Source organism: Variovorax atrisoli 110B, assembly GCF_000382045.1.
Lineage (GTDB): Bacteria > Pseudomonadota > Gammaproteobacteria > Burkholderiales > Burkholderiaceae_C > Variovorax > Variovorax atrisoli.
This window is the reverse complement of sequence record NZ_KB907458.1, coordinates 149,829-165,726: the sequence shown is the minus strand read 5'-3', so window position 1 is coordinate 165,726 and position 15,898 is coordinate 149,829. Positions and strand designations below refer to the sequence as shown.

Genomic DNA, 15,898 nt, shown 5'->3' with positions numbered 1-15,898 from the left:
GCGGGGGCAGGAACATTCGGCTGGGGTTATGGCTGTCATAGGGAAAGCCATTTGTCCCTCGTCAAGCCCCGCAAGGCTGCTGATTTTATAATCATGGGCATGTCAGTCTGGGCCCTCGGGTTGAACCACACGACCGCGCCGCTCGATCTGCGCGGTCGTTTCGCGTTCGCGCTCGACCAGATCGCCCCCACGCTGCAGAGCCTCCGCAGTTCCTTCGCCTCCGGCCGCCATCCCCAGGTCGAGGCCGCAATCATCTCCACCTGCAACCGCACCGAGATCTACTGCGCCTCGGAACACGCCGCGCTCGACCACACCTTCGGCTGGCTGGCCCAGAGCGGCGGCGTGGCCCCCGCCCTGCTGCGCTCGCACGCCTACACCCTGCACGACGGCGAAGCCGCGCGCCATGCCTTCCGCGTGGCCAGCGGGCTCGACTCGATGGTGCTGGGCGAAGCCCAGATCCTCGGCCAGATGAAGGACGCCGTGCGCGCCGCCGAGACGGCCGGCGCCCTCGGCAGCACGCTGAACCAGCTGTTCCAGCGCTCCTTCGCGGTGGCCAAGGAAGTGCGCACCGCCACCGAGATCGGCGCCCACTCCATCAGCATGGCCGCCGCCGCGGTGCGGCTGGCCGGCCAGCTCTTCGAAGACCTGCGCAAGACCCGCGTGCTGTTCGTCGGCGCGGGCGAGATGATCGACCTCGCGGCCACGCACTTCGCGGCCAAGGAGCCCAAGTCGATCGCCATCGCCAACCGCACGCTGGAGCGCGGCGAGAAGCTGGCCTCGCGCTTCGGCGGCGAGGCGATGCGCCTGGCCGACCTGCCCTCGCGGCTGGCCGAGTTCGACATCGTCGTGAGCTGCACCGCCAGCACGCTGCCGATCATCGGCCTGGGCGCCGTCGAACGCGCACTCAAGGCCCGCAAGCACCGCCCGATGTTCATGGTCGACCTGGCCGTGCCGCGCGATATCGAGCCCGAGGTGAAGGCGCTGGAAGACATCTATCTCTACACCGTCGACGACCTCGCCCAGGTGGTGCAGCAGGGCCAGGCCAACCGCCAGGCCGCGGTGGCGCAGGCCGAGGTGATCATCGACGCCGGCGTGCAGAACTTCATGCACTGGCTGGGCCAGCGCGGCACGGTGCCGCTGATCCAGCAGCTCAACGCGCAGGCCGACGAGTGGCGTGCCGCCGAGATGGCGCGTGCGCGCAAGCTGCTGGCCAAGGGCGAGCCGATCGAGGCGGTGCTCGAAGCGATGTCGCGCGGCCTCACCCAGAAGATGATGCACGGCGCGATGGCCGAGCTGCATGCGGGCGATGCCGCCTCGCGCGAGCAGACGGCGCAGACGATCTCGCGCCTGTTCCTGCGCAAAGAGCGTTAGCGACGCTGGCTTGCGTTCCGGCCCGCTGAATGCGGACGTCCGGACGCAGAGGGCGCGAAGGTTTCGCGAAGAACGCAAAAGAAACCTTCGAGAAAAGAACTTCTCTCCCTTCTGCGTTTTCTGCGAAACCTTCGCGCCCCCTGCGTTCGGTTCCCGCTCCCAGTTTTCCAGTACCCCATCCACGTGAAGCCTTTCCTCCGCCACCAACTCGAACGCTATGCCCAACGCCTGGGCGAGCTCGACTTCCTGCTCTCGCGCGAAGACATCATGAGCGACATGGCCCAATACCGCACCATCTCGCGCGAGCACGCCGAGGTCACGCAGGTCGCGGGCCGCTACGAGCGCTACAGGCAGCGCGAGTCCGACATCGCCGCTGCCAGGGAGATGCTCGACGACCCCGACATGGCCGAGATGGCGAAGGAGGAGATCGCCGGTGCCGAGGCCGAGCTGGTGCAGCTCGAGGAAGAACTCCAGCGCCTGCTGCTGCCCAAGGACCCGGACGACGCGCGCAACGCCTTCCTCGAAATCCGCGCGGGCACGGGCGGCGACGAGTCGGCCCTGTTCGCGGGCGACCTGCTGCGCATGTACACGCGCTACTGCGACCGCGCCGGCTGGCGCTGCGAGATCGTGAGCGAGAGCGAGAGCGAGCTCGGCGGCTACAAGGAAGTGGTGGTGCGCATCGTGGGCGACGACGTGTTCGGACGGCTGCGCTTCGAATCGGGCGGCCACCGCGTGCAGCGCGTGCCGGCCACCGAGACGCAGGGCCGCATCCACACCAGCGCCTGCACGGTCGCCGTGCTGGCCGAGCCCGACGAGACCGTCGCGGTGCAGATCAACCCGGCCGACCTGCGCATCGACACCTACCGCGCGAGCGGCGCCGGCGGCCAGCACATCAACAAGACCGATTCGGCCGTGCGCATCACGCACATCCCGACCGGCATCGTGGCCGAGTGCCAGGACGACCGCAGCCAGCACCGCAACAAGGCGAAGGCGCTGCAGGTGCTGTCGGCGCGCATCCAGGAGAAGGAACGCAGCGAGCGCGCCGCCAAGGACGCCGCCATGCGCAAGGGCCTGATCGGCAGCGGCGACCGTTCCGACCGAATCCGCACCTACAACTTCCCGCAGGGCCGGCTCACCGACCACCGCATCAACCTCACGCTCTACAAGCTGACCGCCATCATGGAAGGCGACCTCGGCGACGTGCTGGACGCCCTTCGCGCCGCACGCGAAGCCGAGCAGTTGGCCGAGCTGGAATCGAGCCTGCCGGCATGAGCGCAGTGGAAGACCCGAAGCCGGCCACCGTGGCGCAGGCGCTGGCCGCATCCATCGCCCTCGGCGTGGATCGGCTCGATGCCCAGCTGCTGCTGCTGCACGCCCTGGGCCGCGCGCCACACGACCGCGCCTGGCTGCTGGCGCACGACACCGACGCGATGCCCGATGCCGCGTGGTCCGCGCTGGCCGCGCAGCTCTCGCGCCGCCGGGCCGGAGAGCCTGTCGCGTACCTGCTGGGTGAAAAAGAATTTCATGGACTCGCCCTGCAGGTCGACGCCCGCGTGCTGGTGCCGCGTCCCGACACGGAAACGCTGGTCGAATGGGCGCTGCAGTGCCTCGAGGGCCAGGCTGCGCCGCGCGTGCTCGACCTCGGCACCGGCAGCGGCGCGATCGCCCTCGCACTGCAGCACGCCCGGCCCGACGCGCAGGTCGATGCGGTCGATGCCAGCGCCGACGCGCTGGCCGTCGCCCGGGCCAACGCCGGCCGGCTCTGCCTGCCCGTGCGCTTCGCCCAGGCCGACTGGCTGGACGGCGCCGGCACGGGCTACACGGTCATCGCCAGCAATCCGCCGTACATCGCCGCCGGCGACCCGCACCTGCCCGCCCTGCGCCACGAGCCCTCTTGCGCCCTGGTTTCGGGCGCGGACGGCCTCGACGACATCCGCCGCATCGTGCAGGACGCCCCCGGCCACCTCGCCGAGGGCGGCTGGCTGCTGCTGGAACACGGCCACGACCAGGCCGCGGCCGTGCGCGGCCTGCTCGCCGCGCGCGGCTTCGCCGAAGTCCAAAGCCGCGACGACCTTGCCGGCATCCAGCGCTGCTCCGGCGGAATCTGGCGCACGGTGAAATAATCCCCTCAGCCCATTTTTCAGGAGTCCCCATGTCCGACGCCCAGCAACGCATCGACGACCTCGTCAAGACCAACGACCTCGTGCTCTTCATGAAGGGCAACGCCAGCTTTCCGATGTGCGGCTTCTCGGGCCGCGCGATCCAGATCCTGAAGGCGGTCGGCGTCGACACGAAGACGCTCAAGACCGTCAACGTGCTCGAGGACGACAGCATCCGCCAGGGCATCAAGGAATACAGCAACTGGCCCACGATCCCGCAGCTGTACGTGAAGGGCGAGTTCATCGGCGGCTCGGACATCATGATGGAGATGTACGAGTCGGGAGAGCTGCAGCAGGTGGTGAACGGCGCCAGCGCCTGAAGCCCGAGGGAACGGTCATGAGCCACGATCACGCGGATCACGACCATTCCCATGAAGACAGCGGCAACGACAGTGCCGCCCCGGCCTGGAAGCACGACGGCGTGCGCGTGATCCCGGCCGGCCAGCTCGACACGAACACCGCCCAGACGCCCGGCATGAACCGGGCCGCCGCCATCAACTTCGCCCGCGTGGGCGCCCGCAAGCTCTGGGCCGGCACCGTGACCATCCACGCCGACGCGAAGACCGGCGCCCATCATCACGGGCACCTCGAATCGGTGATCTACGTGGTGCGGGGCCGAGCGCGCATGCGATGGGGCGAGAAGCTCGAATTCACGGCAGAGGCCGGACCGGGCGACTTCATCTACGTGCCGCCCTACGTGCCGCACCAGGAGATCAACGCCAGCGCGACCGAGACGCTCGAATGCGTGCTGTGCCGCAGCGACGGCGAGGCGGTGGCGGTCAACCTCGACATCGAGCCCGTTGAAAGGCCCGAATCGGTGCTCTGGATCGACCCGACGCACCCGCACGGCGGAACATAGTCCTGCCTGCAGGCTGCGCGCACTTCGCGCCGCCCCACCTCCCGCTTCCAGTGGCACATCGGCCGCCCGGCAGAGCCGGTTCCGCGGCCTCGCTGGAATGCTCTCCAGTCATGGCACCATGGCGATCTTCGACCTTCCACCATGACCCTCACCCAAAGCCTGCTCATCATCGCGTTGCTGATCGCGCTGAGCGCCTTCTTCTCCCTCGCCGAAATCACGCTGGCCGCCTCGCGCCGGCTGCGCCTGCGCCAGATGGCCGACGAGGGCGATCCCCGGGCGGAGAAGGTGCTTCGCGTGCAGGAGCAGCCGGGCCACTACTTCACCGTGGTGCAGATCGGGCTGAACGCGGTGGCGATCCTCGGCGGCGTGGTCGGCGAAGGCTCGCTGAGCCCGTACTTCGCTGTCGTCTTCGAGCGGTGGCTCAGTCCCGAGGCATCGGCCAGCGCGGCCTTCCTGTGCTCGTTCGTGATCATCATCGCGGTGTTCCTGGTGTTCGCCGACCTGTTCCCCAAGCGGCTGGGCATGAGCAACCCCGAACGGCTGGCGGTGCGCATGGTGGGGCCGATGCTGCTCCTGATCACCACCTTCAAGCCGCTGGTGTGGTTCTTCACGCGCTGCACCGACCTGCTGTTCAAGCTGCTGGGCATGCCACTGGCGCGCGACGACAAGATCACATCGGCCGACATCCTCGCGATGACCGAGGCCGGCGCGCAGGCGGGCGTGCTCGCGGCGCGCGAGCAGCAGGTGATCGCCAATGTGTTCGAGCTCGACACGCGGCTGGTCAGCAGCGTGATGACCGTGCGCGACAACATCACCTGGTTCCTGCACGACGACCCCGAATCGGTGCTGCGCGCGCGCATCATCGCCGAGCCCTTCTCGGCATACCCGGTGTGCGACGGCGACATCGACCACGTTCTGGGCTACGTCGACGCCAAGGACATGTTCCAGCGCGTGCTCAGCGGCCAGCCGCTGGCCTTCGACCAGGGGCTGCCGCTGCACAAGGCGCTGGTCATTCCCGACCGGCTCTCGCTCACCGAGGTGCTGGAGCAGTTCCAGCAGGCGCACGAGGACTTCGCGATCATCGTGAACGAATACAGCCTGGTGGTGGGCGTGATCACGCTCAACGACGTGATGAGCACGGTGATGGGCGACCTGGTGTCCACGCCCGACGAGGAGCAGATCGTCCAGCGCGACGAGAACTCATGGCTCATCGACGGCGTCACGCCCATCCAGGATGTGCAGCGCGCGCTGCACATCGACGAGATGCCGCACGCCGAGGAATACGAGACGCTGGCCGGCTTCCTGATGGTGATGCTGCGCCGCGTGCCCAAGCGGACCGACAACGTGAGCTGGGGCGGCTACACCTTCGAGGTGATGGACGTCGACAGCTACCGCATCGACCAGGTGATGGTCACCAAGGGTTCCGGCATCGCGAAGGCGCCGGCGAACTGAGCAGGAGAGCGCGGAGGCGGCGACGCCTCAGGCCGGCGAGCGGTCGCGCTGCTGCTGTTGTTGTTGCTGCTGTTGCAGCCGTTCCTTCTCGCGTTCCTTCTCGTTGAACGCCCACAGCCGCTGGTTGGAGAAAACCGCGTTCGGATACGGCGACTTGCCGCGGCTGCCGTTGTAGCGCCCCAGCGTCATGAACAGGTCGCCGCTCTCCCGGTCCAGGTAGTGGCGAAGAATGACGCAGCCGAAGCGCAGGTTGGTCTGCATGTGGAAGAGCTTGGCCGGGTCGCCATCGCCGATCACGCGTGTCCAGAACGGCATCACCTGCATGTAGCCGCGCGCGCCGGCACTCGACACCGCGAACTTGCGGAAGTTGCTCTCGACCTGAATCAGCCCCAGCACCAGGCTCACCTCGAGCCCCGACCGCTTGGCCTCGTACCAGACCGTCTGCAGGAACTCGATGCGCGTGGGCGCATCGGCCACCTTCCTCGACAGGCGCCCGCTCATCTCCCCGAGCCAGCGCAGGTAGGCCAGCCGGGCCTCGGTGTTCGCGAATTCCGGCACCGGCGGCGCCTTGTTGTGGATGGCCGAACTCAGCGCGGTGCGCACCGAGTCGATCAGCGGCTCCTCGATCTGCGCGCCGGCCATGGCGGCCCGCGGCAGCGACAGCATCGTGAGGGCGCCTGCGGTCACGGCGCCGCCCAGGCACTGGCGTCGCGAGAGGCCGCCCTCCAGGCTCATTGGGCGAGCTTGCCGACGATGAACTCGGCGATGCCGGCAGCCGGCACCTTCGTGGCCGCGGTGTCGCGGCGATGCTGGTATTCGAGCTGGCCTTCCTTGAGGCCGCGGTCGGAGATGACGACGCGGTGCGGCACACCGATCAGCTCCCAGTCGGCGAACATAGCGCCGGGGCGCTCGCCGCGGTCGTCGAGCAGAACGTCGACGCCCTTGGCCAGCAACTCTTCATAGAGCGCCTCGGCAGCCGCCTTGACCTCGGCACTGCGGTCCATGCCGATCGGGCAGACCACCACGGTGAAGGGCGCGATCGCGTCCGGCCAGATGATGCCGCGCTCGTCGTGGTTCTGTTCGATGGCGGCCGCCGGCAGGCGGGTGATGCCGATGCCGTAGCAGCCCATCTCCAGAAGCTGCGGCTTGCCGGCTTCGTCGAGGTAGGTGGCGTTCATGTCCTTGCTGTACTTGGTGCCCAGCACGAACACGTGGCCCACCTCGATGCCGCGCTCGATGGCCAGCACGCCCTTGCCGTCGGGCGACGGGTCGCCGGCCACGACGTTGCGGATGTCGGCCACCAGATCGGGCTCGGGCAGGTCGCGGCCCCAGTTGACGCCCGTCATGTGGAAGTCGACTTCGTTGGCGCCGGTGATCCAGTCGGCCATCACGGCGGCTTCGCGGTCGGCCACCAGCTTCACGGGCTTCTTCAGGTTCAGCGGACCCAGGTAGCCGGGCTTGCAGCCGAAGTGGTCCTCGATCTCGGCCAGCGTCGCGAAGCGGAAGCCCTGGTTGAGGCCGGGCAGCTTGCCGACCTTGATCTCGTTCATGTCGTGGTCGCCGCGCAGCAGCAGCAGCCAGACCTGCGAACCCTTGATGTCGCCGGCCTCGTCGACGACGTCGGTGGCAAGCACCAGCGACTTGATGGTGGTGGAAAGCGGCACGCCGAGCAGCTCGGCCACGTCGGCGCAGGTGCTCTTGCCCGGGGTCGGCGTCTTCTCGAGCGCCTTGGCGGCGGCGGGGCGCGGACCGGCCGGGGCCAGCGCCTCGGCCTTCTCCATGTTGGCGGCGTAGTCGCTGTCGGGGCAGTAGACGATGGCGTCCTCGCCGGTGGCGGCGATCACCTGGAACTCCTCGCTCAGGTCACCGCCGATGGCGCCGCTGTCGGCCGCCACGGCGCGATAGCGCAGGCCGAAGCGGTCGAAGATGTTGCGATAGGCCTGCGCCATGACCTGGTAGCTCGCCTTGGCGGCGTCGAGGTCGCGGTCGAAGCTGTAGGCGTCCTTCATGATGAACTCGCGCCCGCGCATGAGGCCGAAGCGCGGACGTCGTTCATCGCGGAACTTGGTCTGGATCTGGTAGAAGTTCTTCGGCAGCTGCTTGTAGCTGCGGATCTCCTGGCGGGCGATGTCGGTCACCACTTCCTCGCTGGTCGGCTGGACCACGTAGTCGCGGTCGTGGCGGTCCTTGATGCGCAGCAGCTCGGGGCCCATCTTGTCGAACCGGCCGGTCTCCTGCCAGAGCTCGGCGGGCTGCACCACGGGCATGGTCATCTCGACGGCGCCGGCGCGGTTCATCTCCTCGCGGACGATGGCTTCCACCTTGCGGATCACGCGCAGCCCCATGGGCATGTAGGTGTAGATGCCCGTGCCGAGCTTCTTGATCATGCCGGCCCGCATCATGAGACGGTGGCTCGCCACTTCGGCGTCAGCGGGCGCTTCCTTGAGGGTGGAGACGAAAAAACGGGAAGCTTTCATCGGGATTGCGGTGAGGGTTCGCTGGATTCGAGGTTCGGAAGTGGGGAACTGCTCCCCGGAGAGACCCTGAGAGCCTGGCATCGGCAGCTTGCCGAGGGCAACCCGGCATGCATAATCGACTCAGTTCAAAAATTGGGGTTTGATTATGCTCGACCGGGACGGCTTCAGGCCCAACGTCGGCATCATCCTGCTCAACCAGAGAAACCAGGTTTTCTGGGGCAAACGCATACGTACTCACTCCTGGCAGTTTCCGCAAGGCGGCATCGACCGCGGCGAAAGTCCCGAGCAGGCCATGTACCGGGAACTGCACGAGGAAGTGGGGCTCCACCCGGAGCACGTGCGCATCGTGGCCCGTACCCGCGACTGGTTGCGCTACGAGGTGCCGGATCGGTTCATTCGCCGTGACGCACGGGGCCACTACAAAGGCCAGAAACAAATCTGGTACCTGCTGCAACTCGTCGGCCACGACTGGGATCTCAACCTGCGTGCAACCGACCATCCCGAATTCGACGCCTGGCGCTGGCACGACTACTGGGTGCCGCTCGACGTGGTCGTCGAGTTCAAGCGCGGCGTCTACGAGATGGCGCTCACCGAGCTCGCTCGCTACCTGCCGAGGCAGGACTTCCGCAACCGCTTCCTGCGCAGCAACGTGCGCGCCCGAGAATTCGAGCGCCACTCGCCGGACGCCGGGGCGCCGCCCGGACTCGATCTGCCGCCCGGCGGCAGCTTCGATCCGCATCCCGACATTCCTTCCGCGAGCAATGAACCTCCTGTCCAAGACAACAAGGCACCCCCGCCCCTTCCGACGCAGCGCTGAGCGCGTTCTCCTGCTGGCCTGCTTCGGCATCCTCGCCGGGTGCGCCTCGGGTCCGCACGACACCGACAACCCCGACTGGGCACAGGCAGGCCTGCCGCCCCCGCCCAAGCGATACGAGACGGACAAGGAGTGGGAAGAAACGGCCACCCCGCCCCCGCCGGCCTTCAGCGAAAGCCGCCTGCTGCCGATCGAAATGCCGCCCTACATGAGCCTGAAGTTCGGCATCGATCCGCAGACGATCGCCATCACCGGCGACGGCATCGTCCGCTACGTGGTAGTGGCCCAGAACCGCAGCGGCGGCGCGACCAATGCCTTCTACGAAGGCATCCGCTGCTCCACGGCCGAGATGAAGAGCTACGCCCGCTACAACAGCGGGACCTGGCAGGACGTGGCGAAGCCGGAGTGGAAGCGCCTGAGCGACATGAACTCCAGCTACACCCGCAAGCTGGCCAACCAGGCCCTGTGCCGCGGCAACGCGCCGCGTGCGTCGGTGGGCGACATGGTCCAGAACCTCCGCAATCCGGTGCGCGAAGTGCAGTAGGCGTCCGCGCCGAAAGATGAAGAAACGGGGCCCATGGGCCCCGTTTTCGTTTCTGGGGCCTCTCAGCCCGGCATCAGCACCATGTTGTCGCGGTGGACCATCTCCGGCTCCGCCACATAGCCCAGAAGGCGCTCGAATTCGGACGAAGGCTTGCGGCACAGCAGCCGCGCTTCCACGCTCGAGTAGTTGGCAAGACCCCGGGCCAGCTCGACGCCGTCGGCGTCGCGCACCGCGATCACGTCGCCGCGCGAGAACTCGCCCGAGACGCCGGTCATGCCGATCGGCAGCAGGCTCTTGCCCTCGGCGCGCACTTTGGCGGCTGCGCCCGCATCGACCACGACGGAGCCGCGCAGCTGCAGATGGTCGGCCATCCAGCGCTTGCGGGCCTGGTGCTTGGCGGTCTGCGCCACCAGCAGCGTACCGATGGATTCGCCCTTCGCCAGTCGCAGCAGTGCGTCGGCTTCGCGGCCCCAGGCGATGACCGTGGAGGCGCCCGAGCCTGCCGCGCGCTTGGCCGCGAGGATCTTGGTGATCATGCCGCCCTTGCCGATGCTGGAGCCCGCGCCCCCGGCCATCGCCTCGAGCGCCGGGTCGCCGGCGGCGGCCTCGTGCACGAACTTCGCGTCCGGGTCCTTGCGCGGATCGGCCGTGTACAGGCCCTTCTGGTCGGTCAGGATGACCAGCGCATCGGCTTCGACCAGGTTGGCCACGAGGGCGCCGAGCGTGTCGTTGTCCCCGAACTTGATCTCGTCGTTGACGACCGTGTCGTTCTCGTTGATGACCGGCACCACGCCCAGCTTGAGCAGCGTGACCAATGTCGAGCGGGCGTTGAGATAGCGTTCGCGATCCGCCAGGTCGGCGTGCGTCAACAGCACCTGGGCGCTGCCGATCTCGTTCTCGCGCAGCTTGGTCTCGTACATCTGGGCCAGGCCCATCTGGCCGACCGCGGCCGCGGCCTGGAGCTCGTTGATTTCATGCGGCCGGGTGCGCCAGCCGAGGCGCTTCATGCCTTCGGCAATGGCGCCGCTCGACACCATCACCACCTCGCGCCCATCGCGCACCAGCGCGGCCAGCTGCCGGCACCACTCGCCGATGGCGGCCTCGTCGAGACCGCGCCCCTCGTTGGTCACGAGGCTGGAGCCCACCTTGACGACGATACGGCGGGCATCCCGCAAGGCAGTGGATCCGGAGTTCGAGGTCATCTTGGGAGGGAGTGGAGGTCTTTGGATGCTGCTGGGTTGGCTGTGTTGCGGCCGGCAGGACCGGCCGTCGATGCTGCGGCGGATGCCGCTCAGGAGCCTTCGGGAGGCAGGGGCGCGAAACGCGGGTCGACCTCGACCGTCTGGTGCTCCGCCACCTGCTCTGCCTTGACCTGCTGGTAGATGGCCTGCACCAGATGCTCGCAGCCCTCGCGCGTGAGCGCCGAGATCTCGAACACCGGGCCCTTGAAGCGCAGGCGCTTCACGAAGTCCTTAATGCGCGCCGCGCGCTCGTCGGCGGGCACCATGTCGAGCTTGTTCAGCACGAGCCAGCGGGGCTTCTCGTAGAGATCGGCGTCGTATTTCTTCAGTTCGCCCACGATGGCCTTGGCCTGCGCCACCGGATCGACGCTGTCGTCGAAGGGCGCCATGTCGACGACGTGCAGCAGCAGGCGCGTGCGCTGCAGGTGCCGCAGGAACAGATGGCCGAGGCCGGCGCCTTCGGATGCGCCCTCGATCAGGCCGGGCAGGTCCGCCACGACGAAGCTCTGCTCGGGGCCGACGCGCACGACACCCAGGTTCGGGTGCAGCGTGGTGAAGGGGTAGTCCGCGATGCGCGGACGGGCGTTCGAAATGGCGCTGATCAGCGTCGACTTGCCGGCATTCGGCATGCCGAGCAGACCCACATCGGCAAGCACCTTGAGTTCGAGCTTGAGGCTGCGCTTCTCGCCGGGCCAGCCCGGAGTCTTCTGGCGCGGGGCGCGGTTGATCGCGCTCTTGAAGCGCATGTTGCCGAAGCCGCCGTCGCCGCCCTTGGCGATGGTGATGACCTCGCCCTCCTTCAGCAGCTCGAACAGCACTTCGCCGGTTTCCGCGTCGGAAATGATCGTTCCGACCGGCATCTTCAGCGTGATGTCGTCGCCGGCGGCTCCGAACATGTCGGAGCCCATGCCATGCTCGCCGCGCTTGGCCTCGTGGCGGCGCGAATAGCGAAAATCGACCAGGGTGTTGAGGTTGGAATCGGCCACCGCGAACACGTGACCGCCACGGCCACCGTCGCCACCGTTGGGGCCGCCGAATTCCTTGTACTTCTCATGACGGAACGACACGCAGCCGTTCCCGCCGTCGCCAGCGGCGACGTCGATGAAGGCTTCGTCGACGAACTTCATGGGAAACCTAGTTTACAAATGAAGAAGCCCCGGCAATGCGGGGCCTCGGGATGGTCGGTCTGACTCGGGGCTTAAGCCGCGGGAGTCACGTTGACCGTGTGCTTGTTCAGCGCACCCTTGGTAGCAAACGACACGTGGCCGTCGACCAGGGCGAACAGCGTGTGGTCCTTGCCCACGCCGACGTTCACGCCGGGGTGGAACTGAGTGCCACGCTGACGCACGATGATCGAGCCTGCGCTGATCAGTTCGCCGCCGAAAGCCTTCACGCCGAGCATCTTGGGCTTGGAATCGCGCCCGTTTCGCGTTGAGCCGCCGCCTTTTTTCTGTGCCATGGAATCTGCTCCTGTGCCGTGTTAAGCGGCGATCGCGCCGATTTGCAGCTCGGTGAACTGCTGGCGATGGCCTTGACGTTTCTGATAGTGCTTGCGACGGCGCATCTTGAAGATGCGAACCTTGTCGTGCTTGCCGTGCGACAGCACCGTGACCGTCACCGTTGCACCGGACACCAGGGGCGTGCCAACCTTGATTTCAGCGCCGTTGCCGACGGCCAGAACCTGGTCGATCACGATTTCCTGGCCTACGTCCGCAGCAATCTGTTCTACTTTGATTTTCTCGCCGGAAGCAACGCGATACTGCTTGCCACCGGTTTTTATGACCGCGTACATGTAAACCTCTTAGAAATGAGTCTCCGCGGCGAATTCCGCAGAGCCCAAGATTATAGCGCGGTTCGCGCCTGCTAGCCACTCCCGGGCGCAGGCCCCGCTGGCAAGCCTCTTCGGCTCCCTATAATTTGCGCCTTCCGGCCTTGCCCCGCCTGGGCCGCCCACCACCAACACTCAGCAGCGCCCCGCGCCTTCGCTTTGCCAGTTCCCGCCGCCGACACCTCCCCCACCGCCACCGTGCTGGACCTGATTGCCGGCGACATGGTCGAAGTCGACCGCGTGATCGCTCGTCGCCTCGACACGGGCGTGCCACTGGTCAGCCAGGTTTCCAGATACATCATCTCCGCAGGCGGCAAACGCCTGCGGCCGGCACTGCTGCTTCTGATGTCGGGGGCACTGGGATATGCCGGCGAGCAGCGCTTCAACCTGGCGGCCGTGGTGGAGTTCATCCACACCGCCACGCTGCTGCACGACGACGTCGTAGACGAATCCACCCTGCGGCGCGGCCGGGCGACGGCCAACGAGTCGTTCGGCAACCCGGCCAGCGTGCTGGTCGGCGACTTCCTCTATTCGCGCGCGTTCCAGATGATGTTGGACGCAAACAACATGCGCGTGATGCAGATCCTGGCCGAGGCCACGAACATCATCGCCGAGGGCGAGGTGCTTCAGCTGATGAACATGCACGACGCCTCGCTGGACGAAGCGGCCTACCTGCGCGTGATCCGCTCGAAGACCGCGAAGCTCTTCGAGGCCAGCACCCGCCTTGCAGCCGTGCTGGCCGACGCATCGCCCGAACTGGAAGAAGCCTGCGCCACTTACGGGCAGGCACTGGGCACCGCCTTTCAGGTGATCGACGACGTCCTCGACTACACGGGCGATGCCAGCGAAACCGGCAAGAACGTCGGCGACGACCTGCGTGAAGGCAAGACGACGCTGCCGCTCATCTTCGCAATGCAGCGAGGCACCTCCGCCCAGAGCGAACTCGTGCGCGCCGCCATCGAGGCCGGGGACACCACCCAGTTGGGCAAGGTCATCGAGATCGTCCAGGAAACCGGCGCACTGGATGCATCGCGCGCCGCCGCTGCAGCAGAGGCGCAGCGTGCGATTCATGCATTAAAAAACTTTCCGTCGAATTTGCACGCTTCAGGTTTGCTACAATTAGCGGCTCAGTTGCTTGAGCGACGTGCCTGAACACCTCTCCTGAGTTGGCATCTAGGACGACTTCTTCTTTCTTGCAACCATCGGGGTGTAGCTTAGCCTGGTAGAGCGCTACGTTCGGGACGTAGAGGCCGGAGGTTCGAATCCTCTCACCCCGACCAGCCTTTGGCTGGCATTAATCGACAAATGGCCAGCCTGTTGCTGTGTAGCGATTTACAGCACAGGACTGTTCAGCGATGATCGTGAAGCAATTTTTCACATCTTTTTCACTCGCTGAATGGCTGCAGCCGAACTTCCTGTTAAAGAACCTTCGCAAATAGCCCTGCCAGGGCTTGCGCGCGCCCTGGTTTCGGCCGGCAAGCTTCCCGCCAAGGCTGCCGAGGACATCTATCAGAAGTCTCTTACTGCTCGCACAAGCTTCATCGCCGAGCTGACCGGCTCCGGCGCCGTATCGGCAGCCGACCTCGCCCATACGCTTTCCTCCGCCTTCGGCGCCCCGCTGCTCGATCTGGACGCCATCGATCCGCAGCGCCTGCCGAAGGACCTGGTCGACCCGAAGCTGTGCCAGGCGTATCGCATCGTCGTCCTCAGCAAGCGCAACAATCGCCTGATCGTCGCGACGGCCGATCCTTCAGACCAACAGGCGGCCGAGAAGATCAAGTTCGCCTCGCAGATGGGCGTCGACTGGGTCATCGCCGAGTACGACAAGCTGTCGCGGATGATCGAGGCCGCCGCGGTCAGCGCGGCGGAGACCATCAACAGCATCGTCGGCAGCGAGTTCGAGTTCGACGAGGTTTCCGCCGAGACTGCGAACGAGAGCAACGACCAGGCCATCGCCGAAGTCGAAGACGCACCGGTCGTGCGTTTCCTGCACAAGATGCTGCTGGACGCCGTCAGCATGCGGGCATCGGACATCCACTTCGAACCGTACGAACACAACTACCGCGTGCGTTTCCGCATCGACGGCGAACTGCGCGAGGTGGCCAGCCCGCCGACCGTCATCAAGGACAAGCTGGCCTCGCGCATCAAGGTCATCTCCCGGCTCGACATCTCCGAGAAGCGCGTGCCGCAGGACGGCCGCATGAAGCTCAAGATCGGGCCCGACCGCGTGATCGATTTCCGCGTGAGCACGCTGCCCACGCTCTTCGGCGAGAAGATCGTCGTGCGTATTCTCGACCCGAGCAGCGCACGGCTGGGCATCGACGCCCTGGGCTACGACGCGGACGAGAAGGCGCGACTGTTGCATGCGATCGGCCGTCCCTATGGCATGGTGCTCGTCACCGGCCCCACGGGCTCGGGCAAGACGGTGTCGCTCTATACCTGCCTGAACCTGCTGAACCAGCCGGGCGTGAACATCGCGACGGCCGAAGACCCGTCCGAAATCAACCTGCCCGGCGTCAACCAGGTGAACGTCAACGAGCGCGCGGGCCTGACCTTCGCGGCCGCGCTGCGCGCCTTCCTGCGCCAGGATCCCGACATCATCATGGTCGGCGAAATCCGCGACCTGGAAACCGCCGACATCTCGATCAAGGCTGCGCAGACCGGCCACCTCGTGCTATCCACGCTGCACACCAACGACGCGCCCACCACGCTCACGCGGATGCGCAACATGGGCATCGCACCGTTCAACATCGCGTCGAGCGTGATCCTGATCACCGCCCAGCGCCTCGCGCGCCGCCTGTGCACGGTCTGCAAGCTCCCGGCCGACATTCCGCGTGAAACGCTGCTGGACGCCGGCTTCAAGGAAGAGGAGCTGGACGGATCCTGGAAGCCCTACCGCCCCGTCGGCTGCTCCGCCTGCAACAGCGGCTACAAGGGCCGCGTCGGCATCTACCAGGTGATGCCGATCTCGGAAGCCATCCAGGAAATCATCCTGCGCGACGGCAGCGCGCTCGACATCGCCCTGCAGTCCGAGGCCGAGGGCGTGCGCTCCCTGCGGCAGTCGGGCCTGCGCAAGGTCATGCAAGGTCTCACTTCGCTGGAAGAAGTGGTGGCCTGCACCAACGAATAACGAACATACCGAACACCGGAGAT

16 protein-coding genes and 1 tRNA gene are annotated in these 15,898 nt (G+C 66.6%); 11 read left to right on the top strand and 6 right to left on the bottom strand.

Annotated elements, in window-relative coordinates:
• Positions 1-99 precede the first annotated feature (99 nt).
• The 6 genes from hemA (at position 100) to paeA (ending at position 5,841) form a co-directional block, all read left to right on the top strand.
• On the top strand, positions 100-1,371 hold the full coding sequence (gene hemA / locus G369_RS0123820; protein ID WP_026346577.1) for a glutamyl-tRNA reductase: 1,272 nt from the start codon (positions 100-102) through the stop codon (positions 1,369-1,371).
• 183 nt (positions 1,372-1,554) lie between these two features.
• Positions 1,555-2,643, top strand: coding sequence for a peptide chain release factor 1 (gene prfA, locus G369_RS0123815; RefSeq protein ID WP_019656555.1), 1,089 nt, complete (start codon positions 1,555-1,557; stop codon positions 2,641-2,643).
• On the top strand, positions 2,640-3,494 hold the full coding sequence (prmC, locus tag G369_RS0123810; protein ID WP_019656554.1) for a peptide chain release factor N(5)-glutamine methyltransferase: 855 nt from the start codon (positions 2,640-2,642) through the stop codon (positions 3,492-3,494). The genes prfA and prmC overlap by 4 nt, the downstream gene beginning before the upstream one ends.
• A gap of 29 nt (positions 3,495-3,523) precedes the next feature.
• Positions 3,524-3,850, top strand: coding sequence for a Grx4 family monothiol glutaredoxin (grxD, locus tag G369_RS0123805; RefSeq protein ID WP_019656553.1), 327 nt, complete (start codon positions 3,524-3,526; stop codon positions 3,848-3,850).
• 17 nt (positions 3,851-3,867) lie between these two features.
• Positions 3,868-4,389 carry a cupin domain-containing protein gene (locus G369_RS0123800; protein WP_019656552.1) on the top strand — a complete coding sequence of 174 codons (522 nt, stop codon included), beginning with the start codon at positions 3,868-3,870 and terminating at the stop codon, positions 4,387-4,389.
• Between the two features lie 141 nt (positions 4,390-4,530).
• Positions 4,531-5,841, top strand: a complete 1,311-nt coding sequence (paeA, locus tag G369_RS0123795; protein ID WP_019656551.1) for a polyamine export protein PaeA — start codon at positions 4,531-4,533, stop codon at positions 5,839-5,841.
• Positions 5,842-5,868: 27 nt separating this feature from the next.
• Here the strand turns inward: paeA and G369_RS36225 are convergent, their stop codons facing one another.
• Positions 5,869-6,576, bottom strand: coding sequence for a lytic transglycosylase domain-containing protein (locus G369_RS36225; RefSeq protein WP_019656550.1), 708 nt, complete (start codon positions 6,574-6,576; stop codon positions 5,869-5,871).
• Entirely contained in the window at positions 6,573-8,318 is a 1,746-nt protein-coding gene (locus G369_RS0123785) for a proline--tRNA ligase (protein ID WP_019656549.1), read from the bottom strand. Before G369_RS0123785 ends, G369_RS36225 begins: the two co-directional genes overlap by 4 nt.
• A 145-nt stretch (positions 8,319-8,463) precedes the next feature.
• On the opposite strand from G369_RS0123785, the gene G369_RS0123780 reads away from it, so the two are divergent.
• Together G369_RS0123780 and G369_RS0123775 are read left to right on the top strand one after the other, a co-directional pair.
• Entirely contained in the window at positions 8,464-9,135 is a 672-nt protein-coding gene (locus tag G369_RS0123780) for an RNA pyrophosphohydrolase (RefSeq protein WP_019656548.1), read from the top strand.
• Positions 9,080-9,676 carry a CNP1-like family protein gene (locus tag G369_RS0123775; RefSeq protein WP_019656547.1) on the top strand — a complete coding sequence of 199 codons (597 nt, stop codon included), beginning with the start codon at positions 9,080-9,082 and terminating at the stop codon, positions 9,674-9,676. The genes G369_RS0123780 and G369_RS0123775 overlap by 56 nt, the downstream gene beginning before the upstream one ends.
• Positions 9,677-9,738: 62 nt before the next feature.
• Here the strand turns inward: G369_RS0123775 and proB are convergent, their stop codons facing one another.
• The 4 genes from proB to rplU form a co-directional block, all read right to left on the bottom strand.
• The gene (gene proB, locus G369_RS0123770; protein WP_019656546.1) at positions 9,739-10,878 is read right to left on the bottom strand and encodes a glutamate 5-kinase; all 1,140 of its coding nucleotides are present in this window, start codon (positions 10,876-10,878) and stop codon (positions 9,739-9,741) included.
• A gap of 89 nt (positions 10,879-10,967) precedes the next feature.
• Positions 10,968-12,044: an Obg family GTPase CgtA gene (gene cgtA, locus G369_RS0123765; protein ID WP_019656545.1), complete on the bottom strand. Its 1,077-nt coding sequence runs from the start codon at positions 12,042-12,044 to the stop codon at positions 10,968-10,970.
• Positions 12,045-12,115: 71 nt separating this feature from the next.
• Positions 12,116-12,376 carry a 50S ribosomal protein L27 gene (gene rpmA / locus G369_RS0123760; protein WP_019656544.1) on the bottom strand — a complete coding sequence of 87 codons (261 nt, stop codon included), beginning with the start codon at positions 12,374-12,376 and terminating at the stop codon, positions 12,116-12,118.
• Between the two features lie 21 nt (positions 12,377-12,397).
• A complete protein-coding gene (gene rplU, locus G369_RS0123755) occupies positions 12,398-12,709 on the bottom strand; it encodes a 50S ribosomal protein L21 (protein ID WP_019656543.1) in 312 nt (103 codons plus the stop codon).
• 195 nt (positions 12,710-12,904) lie between these two features.
• Here rplU and G369_RS0123750 point away from each other — a divergent pair, with 195 nt between their 5' ends.
• From G369_RS0123750 to pilB, 3 genes are all read left to right on the top strand, one after another.
• Entirely contained in the window at positions 12,905-13,897 is a 993-nt protein-coding gene (locus G369_RS0123750) for a polyprenyl synthetase family protein (RefSeq protein ID WP_019656542.1), read from the top strand.
• 51 nt (positions 13,898-13,948) lie between these two features.
• Positions 13,949-14,025 (top strand) — tRNA-Pro (locus G369_RS0123745).
• Between the two features lie 116 nt (positions 14,026-14,141).
• Complete coding sequence (pilB, locus tag G369_RS0123740; protein ID WP_019656541.1) at positions 14,142-15,875, top strand: type IV-A pilus assembly ATPase PilB; 1,734 nt, start codon at positions 14,142-14,144, stop codon at positions 15,873-15,875.
• The last annotated feature ends 23 nt before the right edge of the window (positions 15,876-15,898 follow it).

Bases quoted from the DNA above. Each gene is read 5' to 3' on its own strand.
- G369_RS0123785 (WP_019656549.1), bottom strand. From the start codon at position 8,318: ATGAAAGCTTCCCGTTTTTTCGTCTCCACCCTCAAGGAAGCGCCCGCT.
- pilB (WP_019656541.1), top strand. From the start codon at position 14,142: ATGGCTGCAGCCGAACTTCCTGTTAAAGAACCTTCGCAAATAGCCCTG.
- proB (WP_019656546.1), bottom strand. From the start codon at position 10,878: ATGACCTCGAACTCCGGATCCACTGCCTTGCGGGATGCCCGCCGTATC.
- grxD (WP_019656553.1), top strand. From the start codon at position 3,524: ATGTCCGACGCCCAGCAACGCATCGACGACCTCGTCAAGACCAACGAC.
- G369_RS0123800 (WP_019656552.1), top strand. From the start codon at position 3,868: ATGAGCCACGATCACGCGGATCACGACCATTCCCATGAAGACAGCGGC.
- rplU (WP_019656543.1), bottom strand. From the start codon at position 12,709: ATGTACGCGGTCATAAAAACCGGTGGCAAGCAGTATCGCGTTGCTTCC.
- cgtA (WP_019656545.1), bottom strand. From the start codon at position 12,044: ATGAAGTTCGTCGACGAAGCCTTCATCGACGTCGCCGCTGGCGACGGC.
- hemA (WP_026346577.1), top strand. From the start codon at position 100: ATGTCAGTCTGGGCCCTCGGGTTGAACCACACGACCGCGCCGCTCGAT.
- rpmA (WP_019656544.1), bottom strand. From the start codon at position 12,376: ATGGCACAGAAAAAAGGCGGCGGCTCAACGCGAAACGGGCGCGATTCC.
- prmC (WP_019656554.1), top strand. From the start codon at position 2,640: ATGAGCGCAGTGGAAGACCCGAAGCCGGCCACCGTGGCGCAGGCGCTG.
- paeA (WP_019656551.1), top strand. From the start codon at position 4,531: ATGACCCTCACCCAAAGCCTGCTCATCATCGCGTTGCTGATCGCGCTG.
- G369_RS0123775 (WP_019656547.1), top strand. From the start codon at position 9,080: ATGAACCTCCTGTCCAAGACAACAAGGCACCCCCGCCCCTTCCGACGC.
- G369_RS36225 (WP_019656550.1), bottom strand. From the start codon at position 6,576: ATGAGCCTGGAGGGCGGCCTCTCGCGACGCCAGTGCCTGGGCGGCGCC.
- G369_RS0123780 (WP_019656548.1), top strand. From the start codon at position 8,464: ATGCTCGACCGGGACGGCTTCAGGCCCAACGTCGGCATCATCCTGCTC.